The 15,967-nt window shown below is 65.3% G+C and carries 14 protein-coding genes; 9 read left to right on the top strand and 5 right to left on the bottom strand.

Going from position 1 to position 15,967, the window contains the following annotated elements; translation table 11 throughout:
• Positions 1–117: 117 nt before the first annotated feature.
• The gene (locus M1E17_RS19075) at positions 118–522 is read left to right on the top strand and encodes a TadE family type IV pilus minor pilin (protein WP_457963492.1); all 405 of its coding nucleotides are present in this window, start codon (positions 118–120) and stop codon (positions 520–522) included.
• Complete coding sequence (locus M1E17_RS19070; protein WP_457963491.1) at positions 519–878, top strand: Rv3654c family TadE-like protein; 360 nt, start codon at positions 519–521, stop codon at positions 876–878. Before M1E17_RS19075 ends, M1E17_RS19070 begins: the two co-directional genes overlap by 4 nt.
• On the opposite strand, the gene M1E17_RS19065 is transcribed toward M1E17_RS19070, so the two are convergent.
• Complete coding sequence (locus M1E17_RS19065) at positions 875–3,265, bottom strand: DEAD/DEAH box helicase (RefSeq protein WP_457963490.1); 2,391 nt, start codon at positions 3,263–3,265, stop codon at positions 875–877. The two genes, M1E17_RS19070 and M1E17_RS19065, sit on opposite strands and share 4 nt — an antisense overlap.
• Before the next feature lie 105 nt (positions 3,266–3,370).
• Positions 3,371–4,060, bottom strand: coding sequence for a GNAT family N-acetyltransferase (locus M1E17_RS19060; RefSeq protein ID WP_457963489.1), 690 nt, complete (start codon positions 4,058–4,060; stop codon positions 3,371–3,373).
• A 220-nt stretch (positions 4,061–4,280) separates the two neighbouring features.
• Here M1E17_RS19060 and trhO point away from each other — a divergent pair, with 220 nt between their 5' ends.
• Complete coding sequence (trhO, locus tag M1E17_RS19055) at positions 4,281–5,174, top strand: oxygen-dependent tRNA uridine(34) hydroxylase TrhO (protein ID WP_457963488.1); 894 nt, start codon at positions 4,281–4,283, stop codon at positions 5,172–5,174.
• Positions 5,175–5,201: 27 nt separating this feature from the next.
• On the opposite strand, the gene M1E17_RS19050 is transcribed toward trhO, so the two are convergent.
• The 3 genes from M1E17_RS19050 to srmL all read right to left on the bottom strand — a co-directional run bounded on the left by M1E17_RS19050 (position 5,202) and on the right by srmL (position 7,501).
• Complete coding sequence (locus M1E17_RS19050) at positions 5,202–5,801, bottom strand: hypothetical protein (protein WP_457963487.1); 600 nt, start codon at positions 5,799–5,801, stop codon at positions 5,202–5,204.
• Between the two features lie 83 nt (positions 5,802–5,884).
• On the bottom strand, positions 5,885–6,334 hold the full coding sequence (locus M1E17_RS19045; protein ID WP_457963486.1) for a hypothetical protein: 450 nt from the start codon (positions 6,332–6,334) through the stop codon (positions 5,885–5,887).
• 9 nt (positions 6,335–6,343) lie between these two features.
• Complete coding sequence (gene srmL / locus M1E17_RS19040; protein WP_457963485.1) at positions 6,344–7,501, bottom strand: PheS-related mystery ligase SrmL; 1,158 nt, start codon at positions 7,499–7,501, stop codon at positions 6,344–6,346.
• Positions 7,502–7,782: 281 nt separating this feature from the next.
• Here srmL and M1E17_RS19035 point away from each other — a divergent pair, with 281 nt between their 5' ends.
• The 6 genes from M1E17_RS19035 to M1E17_RS19010 all read left to right on the top strand — a co-directional run bounded on the left by M1E17_RS19035 (position 7,783) and on the right by M1E17_RS19010 (position 15,727).
• Positions 7,783–8,583: a MerR family transcriptional regulator gene (locus M1E17_RS19035; protein ID WP_457963484.1), complete on the top strand. Its 801-nt coding sequence runs from the start codon at positions 7,783–7,785 to the stop codon at positions 8,581–8,583.
• 38 nt (positions 8,584–8,621) lie between these two features.
• Positions 8,622–10,298, top strand: a complete 1,677-nt coding sequence (locus M1E17_RS19030) for a DUF7059 domain-containing protein (RefSeq protein ID WP_457963483.1) — start codon at positions 8,622–8,624, stop codon at positions 10,296–10,298.
• 68 nt (positions 10,299–10,366) lie between these two features.
• The gene (locus M1E17_RS19025) at positions 10,367–11,158 is read left to right on the top strand and encodes an ArsR/SmtB family transcription factor (protein ID WP_457963482.1); all 792 of its coding nucleotides are present in this window, start codon (positions 10,367–10,369) and stop codon (positions 11,156–11,158) included.
• A gap of 138 nt (positions 11,159–11,296) precedes the next feature.
• Positions 11,297–14,026: a type I DNA topoisomerase gene (topA, locus tag M1E17_RS19020; protein WP_457963481.1), complete on the top strand. Its 2,730-nt coding sequence runs from the start codon at positions 11,297–11,299 to the stop codon at positions 14,024–14,026.
• A gap of 193 nt (positions 14,027–14,219) precedes the next feature.
• Positions 14,220–14,672: an SseB family protein gene (locus tag M1E17_RS19015; protein ID WP_457963480.1), complete on the top strand. Its 453-nt coding sequence runs from the start codon at positions 14,220–14,222 to the stop codon at positions 14,670–14,672.
• A 68-nt stretch (positions 14,673–14,740) separates the two neighbouring features.
• The gene (locus tag M1E17_RS19010; protein ID WP_457963479.1) at positions 14,741–15,727 is read left to right on the top strand and encodes a Ppx/GppA phosphatase family protein; all 987 of its coding nucleotides are present in this window, start codon (positions 14,741–14,743) and stop codon (positions 15,725–15,727) included.
• Positions 15,728–15,967 lie beyond the last annotated feature (240 nt).

Genomic DNA, 15,967 nt, shown 5'->3' with positions numbered 1-15,967 from the left:
AGCCTCCGAGCATGTGCACGTTGGCGTCAGGCAGGTGGAAGCATCCTCCATTGCTGTTTCAGGCTTGGTTGCCATGGACGGCGAAATGCCCGCGGGGCCGTAACGGCGGAGTTCGCGGTGGCATTGCCGGCAGTCCTGCTGCTGCTGGCGTTGCTCCTGGCGGGAGCCGCGGCAGGGGTTACCCAGCTTCGTTTGGAGGAGGCGGCGCGGGCCGGTGCCAGGGCATTGGCGCGGGGCGAGAGCGTCGCAGCTGTCGAGGGGATCGTCAGGACGTTGGCCGGAGCCACCGCAACAGCTGCGGTGGCCGCTGATGGCGAATGGGTGAGTATCACGGTGGCTGATCGGGTTGGTGGCCCGTTGGGAACGACGGTGCCCTGGACGTTGACTGCTGTGGCGTCTACGCGTAGTGAAACTTCGGTTGCCCTGCAGATGCCGGCCGCGGAACTGGCAACAACGCTGGGGTCGGTGGCCCTCGGCGAGCTCCTGATGATGCACCAATTGCGGGGGCGGGCGGCCGCATGAGCGGCAGGATCCGGGACCACCCGGAGCGCGGCTCGGGCACTGTCCTGGCAGCGGGACTCGCGCTAGTGGTGATGATGGCCATGGCTCTGATGCTGTTGTTGGCGCAGTCAGCGGTGATGGCCAGCAGGGCGGCAGCCGCCGCGGATCTGGCGGCCCTCGCCGCGGCCGATGCCCTGCGCGGCCTCACGCCCGGCGAGCCGTGTGCGGTGGCAGCTGACCTGGCAGGAATACGTTCCGCCAGGCTCGTGAGCTGCACAGAAGGTGCCGGCCAGACAGTTGAGGTCCGGACAGAACTGCTCGCCAGGACAGTCCTGGGGACCGCAACCGGCCAAGCGCGTGCAGGACCTCCGCCCTAGCTCTGGAAGCTGGGTGCCTCGAACAAGTCGCTGCCTGTTGCGGCCTCGCTCGCATCCCTGAGCAGCACATCGATCAGGGTGATGGCCGCTGCCTTGTCCAAAGGGTTGTTCTTATTGCCGCACTTGGGGGACTGCACACAGGACGGGCAGCCTGATTCACATTCGCAGGCCTCGATGGCATCCCGGGTGGCGGAGAGCCATACCTTGGCCTTCTCGAAACCGCGCTCGGCAAAACCGGCACCGCCGGCGTGCCCGTCGTAGACAAAAATGGTGGGCATCCCGGTGTCGGCATGGATGGCTGTGGACACACCGCCAATATCCCAGCGGTCACTGGAGGCCACCAGCGGCAACAGTCCGATGGCAGCGTGCTCGGCGGCGTGAAGGGCGCCGGGGAACTGGGCTTCGATGAGCCCTGCTCCTGCCAGCGATCGGTTTTCCACCACAAACCAGACCGCTTTGGTGAAGAGATCCCTGGCCCCCAGCTCCAAGGGCTCCTCGCCCAGGATCTCGTTCGAGATCAACGCCTTGCGCTGAAAGGAGACCACCTGTGTTGTGACTTTCACGTCGCCAAAATGCACGGAAACATCGCCCCATTGGGCAGTCCGCTGCGTCCCCAGTACCTCGATCTGGGTGACGTCCCGGGCCGTGGTGTAGTAGTCCGGGTTGGCACGCCGCACCACCACGCAGTGGTCGTCCTCATTCAGGTCTTCCACCACGTAGCTCTCGCCCTGATGGACATAGACGGCACCTGTGTGCGCCTGATAGTGCGTTTGGGGAGAGTCCATGGTGCCCAGCAGGGAACCCGTATCGGCGTCCACAATACTCACCGGTCCGCCGCCGTCGGCCCGCAGATTGACCATGGCCGCAGCACTTTGTGAGTGCGTCCAGAACCACCCGGCAGGCCGGCGCCGAAGATATCCCTGCGCCACGAGCTGTCCGAGCAGTTTTTCAGATGAACTGCCGAACAGGCCCAGTTCGGCCACGCCAAGGGGCAGCTCCGCGGCCGCGGCGCACAGGTGCGGCCCCAGCACATACGGGTTGGAGGGATCGAAGACGGTCGCCTCAACGGATACGTCGAAGATCGCCTCGGGATGATTGACCAGGTAGGTGTCCAGGGGGTCATCGCTGGCTACAAATGCTGCGATGGCGTCCTGGCCCGCCCGTCCGGCACGGCCTATCTGCTGAAACAAGGACGCCCTGGTCCCGGGCCAGCCGGCCACCAGCACGGCATCCAGGCCGGAGATATCGATTCCCAGTTCCAGGGCCGAAGTGCTGGAGACGCCAAGGAGCTCCCCGGAACGCAGGGACCGTTCCAGGGCGCGCCGCTCTTCCGGCAGGTAACCGGACCGGTAGGCCGCAACCCGTTGGGGCAGGCTGGGATCCACTTCGTCCAGGAGGCGCTTGGTAATGGAGGAGATGGTTTCCGCCCCCCGCCGCGACTTGATGAAGGCAATGGTCCGGATGCGGGAGGAGACCAGGTTGGCCAGGAGGTCAGCAGTTTCCGCGACGGCTGTGCGCCGTTCCCGGGCACCGTTTTCACCCCTGAGCTCCATCAGAGCAGGCTCCCAAAAGGCCACGGTCGTTGAGCCGTGCGGTGAACAGTCCTCGGCAACAGCCCGGACAGGTGCCCCAATCAGCCGCCCGAAGGATGTGCCAGGCTCCGATGCGGTGGCTGACGCAGCGATGAAAACCGGCCCCGGGTTGGAGGTTCCGGAATTGTAGTAAGCGCAGATGCGCCGCAGGCGTCGCATCAGGTTGGCGACGTGCGAGCCGAATACTCCACGGTAGCTGTGGGCCTCATCAACGATCACGTACTGCAGGCGGCGGAAGAAGCTTGCCCACCAGGCGTGGTTGGGAAGGATGCCGAAGTGGAGCATATCCGGGTTGGCCAGGACGAAGTTGGCATGGTCCCGGATCCACCGGCGGGATGAAGGATCAGTGTCGCCGTCGTAGGTCTCGGCCCGGACCGTGGGCAGCTTCAGCGAGCGGATGGCTGCCAGCTGGTCCGCGGCGAGGGCCTTGGTGGGAGAGAGATAAAGGGTCACGGCGCCGTCGTCGTGAATTTTTCCTGGCTGGGACAGGACCCGAAGCTCCGAGCGGTGGATAGCGTCCAGTGCCGGAAGCTGGTATGCCAGCGACTTACCGGAGGCCGTGCCGGTGGCGATCACCACGTGCTCGCCACCGTTGGCAAGGTTGGCGGCCTGGATCTGGTGGCGGTAGGGCTTGTGGATGCCAAGGGAACCATAGGCAGCCACGAGATCAGGGTGCGCCCACTCGGGCCATTCCTCGTGGACGGCGCGGCGGGCCGGAATCGTGCGGACATGACGCAGCTGTTCCGGATCCGGGCCGCGGCCCAGCAAGGGAATCAGGGAGTCATGGGGGTTCACCCCAACATTCTTTCACCCAGGAAAAAATCATTGGGCACGTTGGAAAAATTGATCGCCCAGAGGCGGCCGCCCAGAAGCAGCCGATCGCGCGCAGGCCGGTCAGGATCAGACGGAAAGATCGGAGCCCTCGGTGGAGGCGGACAGCATCAGAACCCGGCAGACGGTGGACCACCCGAGGTGCGAATACAGCTTCTGACCATCCAGGGACGCCAGCAGCAGGCCGTTTTCCACATCGTGCTCAAAAGCCTGCGCCGCCAGCGCCTTCATGATAAAGCTGCCCAGCCCTCGCCGCTGGAAGTCCGGTTCCGTGACGATTTTGTCGAAAACTGCCGTCCCGTCAATCACAAAGACACGCCCGCTGGCCGCCAGGGCGTCACCGGACCGGACCACTGCGTGGTGCACGCCGTCGAGCTCGCTCGTTTCAAGCGCGAGGTCGTCATCGGAGAGCCAGGGATCTTCCGAGTCCTGTGTTTCCATGTCCACGATCATCATTGCCTGGGAGGCGGAAGTGACGTTGAGCCGGTGTTTTTCGGCCAGGTAGGTGTAGCGGGCAAGGTCGTTGGTCAAAATGCTGAGCACCCTTGAAGGAGCTTCGGCTGCCTTCGCAGCAAGGGAAGCAAATTCCTCATCTGAGGGGTCATGCGCGAAATACTCCCATTCCCCGGTGGTGTCGGCCCGCAGCACAGCGGGAAAGCGGCCCTCGGTGGCCGTCGGGTATCCGCGGCAGCCGGCCCAACCGGCTACCCAGACTTCAAGAAGGCGTGTGATGTCTCCAACCATGGCGTCCGGACTCATGTGATGAGACTATTCCAGCCCTGTCACAAGCAACAGGGGTACGGTGCCCCGTTATGACTTGCTTACGCAATTGTGATCCGGGCAAACTGCGATCCTGACTTCGTCTCCCGGCCCCTCTGGTCCTGGCTGCCGTGATCCCGACGCCCTTCTTCCAGCAGCTCGGCTCCCGGTACATGTCGTCCAGGCTGGACGGCTCGGGCCACCCAGTACCCTTAAATACGTGGCTTTGAACAGAATTGTGCTTTTTTACGGCTTTACTCCGATCGCTGACCCGGACGCGGTCCGGCTCTGGCAGCGCGCCTTGTGCGAGAAGCTCGGACTCACGGGACGCATCCTGATCTCCAAGGACGGCATTAACGCCACGGTCGGAGGGGAGATCGGCGCGGTGAAGCAGTACGTGAAAACCACCCGCGAATACAAGGGCTTTCATGGCATCGACGTGAAATGGTCTGACGGCGGCGCCGGGGACTTTCCACGGCTCAGCGTCAAGGTCAGGGACGAGATTGTCTCCTTCGGCGCCCCCGGCGAACTCAAGGTTGATGCCAACGGTGTGGTGGGCGGCGGCACTCATCTCCAGCCCGAAGAGCTCCATCAACTCGTGGACACCAGGAAACAGGCTGGCGAGGAGGTGGTGTTTTTCGATGGCCGCAACGCGTTTGAAGCGCAGATTGGCCGGTTCAAGGACGCAGTCGTTCCCGATGTTGCCACCACCCACGATTTCATCAAGGAGCTCGACTCCGGCAAATATGATTCCCTCAAGGACAAGCCGGTTGTCACGTATTGCACTGGCGGCATCCGCTGCGAGGTGCTCTCCAGCCTCATGGTGAACCGGGGGTTCAAAGAGGTCTACCAGCTGGATGGCGGCATCGTCCGGTATGGCGAAACATTCAAGGACCAGGGCCTCTGGGAGGGCTCGCTGTACGTCTTCGACAAGCGCATGCACGTGGAGTTCAGTGAGGACGCCAAGACCATCGGCGAATGTACCCGCTGCGACGCTCCCACCAGCAAATTCGAGAACTGCTCCAACCCCAGCTGCCGCACCCTTACGTTGTACTGCAGTGAATGCGCCTCGAGTCCGGAGACCTTGCGCTGCCCGGACGGCTGTGCGGCCTGAACCCCGCCGCTGTGTCAGAGAGCTGCGTCAGAGCAGTGCCAGCCGGTAGGCGTAGTTGGCCGCGGACCGGGACTCCATGCGGAAGGTCAGCATGGACTCCCCGGAAATGTAGACGACGTACTGCCTGGTTGATCCGCACCGCAGGCCCACGTCCACCAACGTCACGTTGTCGCTGCGAACGGTAAACGTCACGCGCCGCTGGCCCTTGCAGGCCAAGGACAGCGCATAAGTTCCTGCCGGCAGGCCCGCTGCCTCCTCCGTCTGGGCCTGGTTCCCGGCCAGCAGGCCATGGTCCATGTGGATGACCTGCTGTTTGGTCTCCGGCAGCGCTTCTTCCAGCCATGGCCCCACCTCGGCCTCGCTGACGGGATCGTCCCGCCGCGGATCCCGGGTGAACACGGGGGCGGTGGCAGCCGGAGCCGCCGACGCCGCAGGATCAGGAAGGTTCCGCCCGTCCTCGTACGTGTATTCACACCCTGCCAGCGACGCTCCAGCGATCATGGCGCCGACGGCCCACAGCACGACGCCGGCACTGGAGCGGGTGCGCAGCCGCGCGTTCCGGGACGGGCACCAGCCCGGAAAGGAAACCGCGTTGCGGCGCGATGGCGCCCCCTGAACGGCGGGCATACTCTGACTGTAGGCCCGGCCTTGACGCCAGACCAGACCTGGCGCCACCCAATGCAGGTATTAGGGATCCCCCAATTCGCCAGCTACCCTGCCGGCACCAGCTGGTAGGCGTAGAGCAGCGGCGCATCCACGCTGGACGCGCTGATCTCCAGCGGGCCCGCTTCCGCCACGGTGACCTTGGTGCTCTCACGGGTGCCATAGCAGGCGGCCCCCAGATCCACCAGCTCGCGGCCGCCTGACCGGACCGCCAGGAAGGCCTTGCCTCCGCCCTCGCACACCAGGGTGAGTGTGTACCTGCCCGCGGCAACATCCTCGGTGTGCTCCATCGGCTGCGAGTTCAGGATCCTGCCCGCGTCTTCTGCCACACTTCCGGGGGCGGACGGCAGCGCAGTGGCCTTCCACCCGGGCACATCCGCGTTCTCCACGGAAAGCTGCTGGGCGCAGCCGGCAACCGCCAGCAGGACACCGACTGCAGCTGCGGCGGAGAGGGAACGGGACAGGGCGCACGGAAGCGACCAAAGACGGACAGCCATGCCTCAAACTTACCCGGCGATCAGCTCCTGCACGCCGCCTCGGTGCAGGGCCAGGTAAACCCGGTCCCGCAAGGCGTTGGCCTCCGCATCCGTCAGTGTCCGCTCCAGCGGCTGAAACACCAGCCGCACCAGCACATTCACCTGGCCGGCGGCCATCGCCAGGCGTTCGACGGCGGCGGGCGGCAGCTCCGCCGTCGGCGTCACCGCCTTGACCTCAAGGGCAGCCAGGACGTCCGCATCCGCCCCCACCGCGGTGCGGGCCAGATCGCCGAGAAGCTCGACGTCGGCCTCGTCCGCGGAGGGCAGCACCAGCGAGAGGTCGCGGCGGACCTCGGGCATGGCCGATACGGGACGGTACGGAGCAAGATCCAGCAGCTGGCGCTGGACGTCCGGATGCGCGGAACGAAGGAGCCGGATGTCCGTGATGCCCTTCCGCAGCATCAGCGCACGGTCAAGGCCCATGCCCAGTGCCAGGCCCGCCCACCGGCGGGGGTCCAACCCTGAGCCACGGAGGACAGGCGCAGCCACCAGGCCGCACTCGGCCAGTTCCAGCCATTCGCGCCGTCCATCGGGCAGGGTGACCAGCACGTCCAGCTGCCTTCCCGCCGCGGTATAGCTGTGCTGTGCCGGCGTGGCCCGCCACTCGATCCCGGGGTGCTCAGCAGCAGGGAGCACAGCTTCCACCACGGTGGCCATCATCGCCTCCAGGTCCGTAGGCCCCAACAGCCCGCGCGCCTTGAGCCGCCACAGATCCACCTGGTGCGGGGCGCCAACGTGGGTCCTGTCGATGGCATCCCGGCGATACACCAGGCCCGGAAGCACGTGCAGGGCGTCGTAGTGGCCCAGTTCGCCGCGCAGCGAGTCCAGGAGTGCGGGAATTCCGGCGGACGTATGGCTGCGGAGCATCACGGTGGGGCTCACATGGCGCGAATAGCGTGAGTCGCGAGTGACGTCGTCGGGCGAGTACCCCAGCCGGTCGTAGTTGTCAGACGTGGCCACCAGCGGATTGATCCTGTGGATCTGGGACGGCACCGACCACAGGCGTTCAAGCGCTGCGACCACGTCCGCCAGGAGCAGCTGCATGGCATGCGGACCGGCTTCAGGATCGGACAGGTCGCGCAGGGACAGGGCAGAGTTGAGCTGGGTGAGGGAAAGGTAGTTCTTCATGTCAGGGGGTCCTTTGGTGCATCAGGTACGGGAGGGGGAGAACACCCTCAACCGCTGAGCCGGACGGACCCCGGCAGCTCCAGTCAGGCGCGCGATGGGAAGCCCGTGCGGCCGGTAAGCGGCCGAGGGCTGATAAATCGCTGCTGTGTCTGCATTCGTCCATAATACGCCGCACGGTGAAAGGCCATTGCTGAGCCTCTTGACCTTGACGCTACGTCAACATCTACGGTGGATGTAGCAGCCCAGGCAACGGGTCCACAGACGATTGGCAGGAGGAAGCGATGGACTGGTCCATCCAGGACATAGCCCGGATTGCAGGCACCACCAGCCGGACGCTGCGCCACTACGACGACATCGGCCTCCTCAAACCAAGCCGCACCGGGCACAACGGCTACCGGTACTACAACCAGGCCGCCCTGGTGCAGCTCCAGCGGATCCTGCTCCTGCGTGGACTGGGGCTGGGCCTGCCGGTCATCAGCCAGGTGCTCGACGACCAGGCGGACGCCGCCACAGCGCTCGCAGGGCACCTCGAGTGGCTGAAGCAGGAACAGGACAGGCTGGCGCGGCAGATCGCGTCGGTCAGGCAAACCATCGAAGCAGTGAAAGGAGGCGGCGAAATCATGGCAGAAGACATGTTCAACGGTTTCGACCACACGCAGTACAAGGACGAGGTGGAGGAGCGCTGGGGCAAGGACGCCTACGCCCGCGGAGACGCGTGGTGGCGCGGCATGGGCGCCCAGGAGAAGGCCGAATGGAAGCAGCGCTCGCAGCAGCTGGGCGCCGACTGGATCGCAGCGGCGACCTCCGGGATTGCCCCGGAAAGCGCTGAGGCCCAGGACATCGCACGCCGGCACGTGCAGTGGCTGACAGATATCCCCGGAACGCCTGCTGATGTTCCAGGGGATGCAGGGGATGCAGGGGTCGCAGGGGCTGCAGGCAGCAAAGGTAACGTCAAGGCATACGTCATGGGTCTCGGCGAGATGTATGTGGCGGATCCCCGGTTCGGCGCCAATTACGGCGGCGCGGAGGGTGCCACCTTTGTCAGGGACGCGCTGGCGGTCTATGCGGAGCGGAACCTGTAGCTCCGGAACAGGACGTCAGCCGCCAATAGACTTGACCGGTGACTGACTCCTCGCTCTTTACCGCCGGCAACACCCCTGACGCTCCCCGCAGCGATCTTCCGGAACTGCTCACCGCGCTCGCCGCAGACCTGCGCAGGGTGGAGTACACGCTCGACGGCGTAGCGGAGCTCCTGGGTGACTCCGCTTACCGTGCGCTGCACCGGGACCAGCTCATTCCCGCCCTGCTGGCCACCGAAAGTGCAGCCCACGGCGAGGGTACGACGGCGGCGCTCGCCGCCGTTGTACGTCTCTGGCTGCTGGCCGAACCGCAAGAGCGTGACATGCTCGACGCCGCCCTGCCGGGAGTTGGGACGGACGGCTTGCTGACGCTGGACCTGGTGGAGCCCGTTCCCGGCACTGATCAGTCGGCGCAGGACCTGCTCCGCGCCAAGGCGGACCTGCGGCCGTACGGCTGGGCGGGGAGCCCGGCGACTGAGGCGGCAGGCGAAGCCGGCGGCGCTGAGCTCTGGGTTGCGAGCGACCTTGCCGCCCACCAGCTCGGCGGAGTGCTCCGGCATGACCATGTGCTGGGGATCGGGCAGGCTTCCACCACCCTGGTGCAGTCCACCATCCGGCGTCCGGCAGCGAGGGCACTTGACCTTGGCACGGGCTGCGGGATCCAGACGTTCCACCTCCTCCACCAGGCCGCGCATGTGACAGCCACGGACATCTCCGAGCGCGCGCTGGCCTTCACCCGCTTCAACCTGCTCCTCAACGCAGAGGTGCTCCAGGTGGACCCGGAACGCCTGGAGGAGAGGGTGAGCCTGCGCCTGGGGTCCCTCTTGGATCCGGTTAAGGGTGAAAAGTTCGATCAGGTGGTGTCCAATCCGCCGTTTGTCATCACGCCCCGGACCACTCACGAAGACACCTCGGAGCAGTTCACGTACCGGGACGGCGGCCTTCCGGGCGATGAGATCGTGGCGTCGCTGGTGGCCGCTTTGCCCGGCGTTCTTGTCCCGGGAGGCACCGCGCAATTGCTGGGCAACTGGGAGATTGCTGCCGGGACGGAGTGGCAGGAGCGGCCACGGGACTGGGTCAGTCCAGGCGTGGACGCCTGGTTCATCCAGCGTGAGCAGGTGGGTCCGGAGCAGTACGCCGAAACCTGGCTGCGGGATGCCTCCGAAGGCCGGGACAGGAAACATTACCTGGACGCGTATGCCGCGTATCTGGACGACTTTGAGTCGCGGAACGTGGAAGGCATCGGCTTCGGCATGATCTGGCTCCGGCGGCCCCTCGGTGACGGGCCCGGCGCAGCCATCATCAACCGCTTCGAGGAAATCACGTACCCCATTGAACAGCCAATCGGGCCCCACCTGGGCTCCGCCGTCGAGCGTTCCGACTGGCTGGCAGCCTGCAGCCTTGAGGATGCGCACCTGCTGGTGGCGGAGGACGTCACAGAGGAGCGCCACCAGCGTCCGGGGGCGGAACACCCCGGTGTCATCCTCCTCCGCCAGGGAGCGGGGCTCCGCCGTACCAACCTGCTCAGCACGGAACTGGCCGGATTCGTCTCCGCGTGTGACGGTGATCTGTCCGTCGGGCAGATTATCGGCGCCCTGGAAGCGCTCCTGGGCGGCAGTCTTGCGGGGGAGGACGGGTTCGACGCCGGTGCTTTCAGGAGCGGGCTGCGCACCGAGGTGGCGAACCTGGTGCGCGACGGCTTCCTGTTGCCTGCCTAGCAGGTTGGGCGGTTCCGCGATGTCAAGCGTTTCTTTCACAGCTGGGGCGGGCTGGCTAGACTGAAACGGTGGATACGGAATACGCGGACCCGGGCGTGCCTTCCGCAGCTGCCAGGCCGACGCCAGCGGCTGCGCCAGGGGCTGCACCAGCGGCTGCCGAGGGCCCGCGTGACCGTGCCGGGACGAAGGTGGAAATCACCGATCCCAAAGCCATCCGCGCCCTGGCCCATGCTGCCCGGCTTGAGGTTATCTCGGAGCTGTATTCCACCCAGCTCAGCCGGACGGCCACGGAACTGGCTGTCCAGACCGGGCTGACGCCCAGCGCCATGAGCTACCACCTGCGCGCTCTGCAGAAGTGGGGCATCGTGGTGCCGGCTGCAGCCTCCGGTGACGCCCGGGAGCGCCGCTGGAAAGCCGCGGGAACCGACGTCACCATCAATTCGGGCGGAGGAGCAGCCAGCCCGGAATTCGCCGTCCTGGACCTGGAACTGGAAGCTTTCAGGCGCCGGGCCCGCGCCTACGGCCAAGCCCGGGAGGAAAGGCGGGGAAACGGGGGCCAGGCGCAGGACCCCACCGCCGTCGTCCTCGCGAGCAACCTGCTGCACCTGACCCGGGAGCAGCAGGCAGAACTGACCGAACGCCTGTTTGCGCTGCTCAAGGAGTACGAGCTGGAGGACCCGCAGCGGATTCCGCCTGGGTCCGAGCGGATGGCCGCGATGTGGTCACTGATTCCGGACGACCGTTCAGACCCTGTTTCCGGCCCTGTTTCAGACCCCGGTCTAAACCCAGGTTCAGGCACTGTTTCCGGCCCCGGCCCCGCCGGAGTCACCTCCACGGCAGACGCGCCGGGAGTTCTGTAAACACTGGAAATCCGGGCCATCACCGCATCCCGAAAAGCAAGGTCTTTTCCACAGGAATGCGCATGTTTGTCCAAAATATGGTGAACTAGGCCAGTATGGGCTCATCTGCCCGAGCAAACCTTTTTCTGTAGGAGCACCGTGCCAAGCAAGGCCAAAACAGGCAAGAAACTCGTGATTGTGGAGTCTCCGGCCAAGAGCAAGACTATCGCCAAGTACCTCGGCGAGGGCTTCATCGTAGAGGCCTCCATCGGTCACATCCGCGACCTGCCGCAGCCGTCAGAGCTCCCCGCTGAACTGAAGAAGACATCGGTGGGCAAGTTCGCCGTCGACATCGAAAACGACTTCAAGCCGTACTACGTGGTGTCTCCGGACAAGAAGAAAAAGGTTGCCGAGCTCAAGGCCCAGCTCAAAGATGCCGACGCTCTCTACCTCGCAACCGATGGGGACCGCGAGGGCGAGGCCATCGCGTGGCACCTGCTGGAAGTGCTCAAGCCCAAGGTCCCGGTATACCGGATGACGTTCGGCGAAATCACCAAGGAAGCCATCCACCGCGCCATGGACAACCTGCGCGATGTTGATGCGGCGCTGGTGGATGCCCAGGAAACCCGCCGGGTACTGGACCGCCTCTACGGCTACGAGATTTCCCCCGTCCTGTGGCGCAAGGTGGCCCGCGGCCTGTCCGCCGGCCGCGTGCAGTCCGTGGTCACCCGCATGGTGGTGGACCGCGAACGCGAACGGATGGCTTTCAAGGCGGCGTCCTACTGGGACCTCACCGGGCAGTTTGGAGCCGATTCCGGTTCTTTCAAAGCCAAGCTGGCAGCCGTTGACGGCGCCAAGGTAGCCACCGGCCGTGACTTCAACGACGACGGCGTCCTCACCTCGCGCAACGTGGCGCACCTGAACGAGGAACTGGCCACCTCCCTGGCAGCCGGGCTGCAGGACGCGTCGTTCACTGTCCGCTCGGTAGACACCAAGCCGTACACCCGCCGGCCCGCGGCACCGTTCACCACCTCCACGCTCCAGCAGGAAGCCGGCCGCAAGCTGCGCTTCTCCTCCAAGAGCACCATGCAGGTTGCCCAGCGCCTGTATGAAAACGGCTACATCACCTATATGCGTACGGACTCCTCAGCGCTGAGCGACGAGGCAGTCACGGCCGCCCGCCGCCAGGCGTCCGAGCTCTACGGCCCGGAATACATCCCGGCGTCGCCGCGCGTCTACTCCAGCAAGGCTGCGAACGCGCAGGAAGCCCACGAGGCCATCCGCCCCGCCGGTGACTCCTTCCGCACGCCGGCGCAGGTGGCCAAACAGCTCTCCGGCGACGAGTTCCGCCTCTACGAACTGATTTGGAAGCGCACGGTCGCCTCCCAGATGGGTGACGCCAAGGGTTCGACGGCCACCATCCGCCTCGGCGCAGTGGCTGCTGACGGCAGGGACGCCGAATTCTCCGCCTCCGGCACCGTCATCACCTTCCCCGGCTTCCTCGCCGCCTACGAAGAAGGCAAGGACGAAACCCGTGGCGATGAGGACTCCGACGAAGCCCGTCGGCTTCCCAACGTTGCCAAGGGCGATGCCCTCAAGGCCTCGGACATCATCGCCGTCGGCCACGAAACCTCGCCGCCGCCGCGCTTCACGGAAGCATCCCTGACGGCTGAACTGGAAAAGAAGGGCATTGGCCGCCCGTCCACCTACGCCTCCACGATTTCCACCATCCAGGACCGCGGCTACGTCCGAAAACAGGGCTCCGCACTGGTGCCCAGCTGGATCGCGTTCTCCGTGATCCGCCTGCTGGAGCAGCACTTCACCGACTACGTGGATTACGAGTTCACGGCTGACATGGAAGGCGACCTGGACAAGATCGCCAACGGCCAGGCCGTAGGTTCAGCCTGGCTCAAGCACTTCTACTACGGTGAAGACGCTGATCCTGGCCTGCTGAGCATCGTGAACAACCTCGGCGAGATCGACGCACGCGAGATCAACTCCGTGCCCATCGCTGACGGCATCACCCTGCGAGTGGGGAAGTTCGGCCCGTATCTGGAAAGCTCCATCCCCACCGTGGATGCCAAGACGGGAGAGGTGGTTGAGTCCTCGCGTGCCAACGTCCCCGAGGACCTGGCGCCGGACGAGCTGACTGCTGCCAAGGCTGTGGAGCTGATGGAGACGGCCGCCCCGGAAGAACGCGTGTTGGGCACCGATCCGCACACGGGGCACACCGTCGTGGCAAAAAACGGCCGCTATGGTGCCTATGTCACGGAGGTCATCGCGGAGATGACCGACGAACAGCTGGCCAACCAGCCCGTGGAGTACTACAAGAACGGCAAGCCCAAGCCGCCGAAGAAGCCCGTCAAGGCTAAGCCGCGCACGGGATCGCTGTTTGCCTCGATGTCGGTTGATTCGGTCACCCTGGATGAGGCGCTGCAGCTGATGAGCCTGCCCCGGGTACTGGGCGAGGACGCCGAGGGCAACCTCATCACGGTGCAGAACGGCCGGTTCGGCCCGTACCTGAAGAAGGGCACGGACTCCCGTTCCATCGGTTCGGAAGAAGAAATCTTCACCATCACGCTGGAGCAGGCCCTGGAGATCTACTCCCAGCCCAAGCAGCGCGGTGCCCGCGCCGCGGTTCCGCCGCTGGCCGAGTTCGGTCCGGACCCCGTGTCGGAAAAGAACATCGTGGTGAAGGAGGGCCGCTTCGGCCCGTACATCACCGACGGCGTCACCAACATCACCGTCCCGCGCACCACGTCGCTGGAGGAACTGACCAGGGAACGCGCCGTCGAACTTCTCGCGGAAAAGCGGGCCAAGGGCCCCGTCAAGCGCACCACAACGGCCCGCAAGGCCCCGGCCAAGAAGAAGGCCGCGGCCAAAAAGTAAGGGGACGCCCCGGATGGCAGAAATCCTCGGCGTGCTCGCTCGTTCTCCCCACCGTCTCCCTTGCCTCGCAGGCTCGGCCAGGGACCCGGACGGTGTGGGCCCACGCTTGACGTCTTGCTGCCGGATTCCTGTCATCCGGCAGGCTGGTGTTGGAGGAATTGCGCCGGGGTGCGCAACGTGATCGAGTAGACACATGACTGAACAGCCTGGAATTGCCGATACCAACCCGCTGAACGACCTCGAAGAGAAGCTCGCCCAGGGTGGACAGCCCGACGCCAGCCCCGTGGACGTCATCCTGTCCTTCCTCAACAGCGAGGTCTACGTCATCAGCACCGAAGGCATCGAGGGTGAGGACTCACAGGTTGAGCCCCTCGTTTTGGCCAACGCCGACGGCGACCCCGTCCTGGCGGTCTTCTCCCACCCCACCCGCGTTGACCAGCAGTACCTTGAGGCAGCACCAAACATCCTGGGCACGCAGGGCGCCGCCATCATCGCCAACATCGGTGAGGAGCTGGGTATGGTGATCAACCCGGGAGCCGCTTTCGGTTTCGAGATCAACCCCGAGGGCGTGGCCAATATCAAGCGGGACTTCAAGCGCGCGGATGAGCTTCCCGACGGCGCTCCCACGGATCCTGACGCGAACTGACGCCAGCCGTAGCTGACTTCCGGCGACCCGGTTGTGAGCAGGAGGCCGGGCCGGGGAATAATGGCTGCATGCGGCTAGGCGTCCTTGATATTGGGTCCAACACTGTCCACCTTCTCCTGGTGGACGCCCACCCTGGCGCGCGCCCGGTGCCTTTCGCCTCGCACAAACGGCCTCTGTCGTTGGTCCAATACCTGGACGACGACGGCAACATCACCGAGGCGGGCCAACACGAGCTGACGGAATTCGTCCTGGAGGCCTGGGAGTTCGCGGCCAAGCACAAAGCAGCGGATCTCCTGGCCTTCTGTACGTCGGCCATCCGGGAAGCCACCAATGGCCCTGCCGTGCTGGCCCGCGTCAAGCACGAGACCACCGTGACCCTGCAGGAGCTGACGGGAAGCGAAGAGGCCTCCATGACCTTCTTCGCCGTCCGCCGCTGGTACGGCTGGGGCGCCGGCCCCATCCTCAACCTCGATATCGGCGGCGGCTCCTTTGAAATGGCCTTCGGCCAGGACGAGCTTCCCGAAGTGGCAACGTCCGTTCCGCTCGGCGCCAGCCGCCTCACGCGGGACTGGCTGTCGGAGGACCCGCCGTCGGCGAAGAGCGTCAAGGAGCTGCGCCGCTACATTCGGGCCACACTGAAACCCGCGGTCCGCGAGTTCGACGGCTTGGGCCGGGCGAACCTCGTCGGCGGAACATCGAAGACTTTCCGGTCCCTGGCAAGGATCGCGGGGGCAGCCCCCAGCGCGGCAGGTCCATACGTCAAGCGTGAGCTGAACGCCACCGACCTGGGAGTCTGGGCCCAGCGCATTTCCGCCATGAAGTCCGAAGACCGCCTTCACCTGCCAGGCGTCTCCGAAGCCCGCGCCAACCAGCTCCTCGCCGGGGCGCTGGTGGCCGAAGCAGCTTTGGAGCTGTTCAAGTTCAAGAAGGTCAAGATCTGTCCGTGGGCGCTGCGCGAAGGATTGATCCTGCGCCGGCTGGACCAGCTGGTCTTCTCCGGGCCCCTGCATCCGGCCCCGCATGTGATTGCGCCCGAAGGCTCGCTGGCCAGCTGACACGGCCGCTTTTGGTCCTGAAGGTGCCGGTTAACGCGAAAGCGCCGGCGCCCGCAACAGGAAAATGGGGGGAAAACCTGTTGGAGACTGCCGGCGCCTCGGGCAAACATCCCCATGCTTGCCGCATCACTCGCACCCTCAATGAGGTAATAACTACGTTAGGTGCCGAAGGTGGGAGCAACCTGCATTGAACATGGGAGCCGGCTGTGAATCGCTTCCTTTTGGGCTACGCTGGCTAAC

It is taken from the genome of Arthrobacter sp. D1-29 (assembly GCF_054130585.1).
The sequence above is the reverse complement of the archived record's forward strand: the minus strand, read 5'-3'. Positions and strand labels throughout refer to the sequence as shown.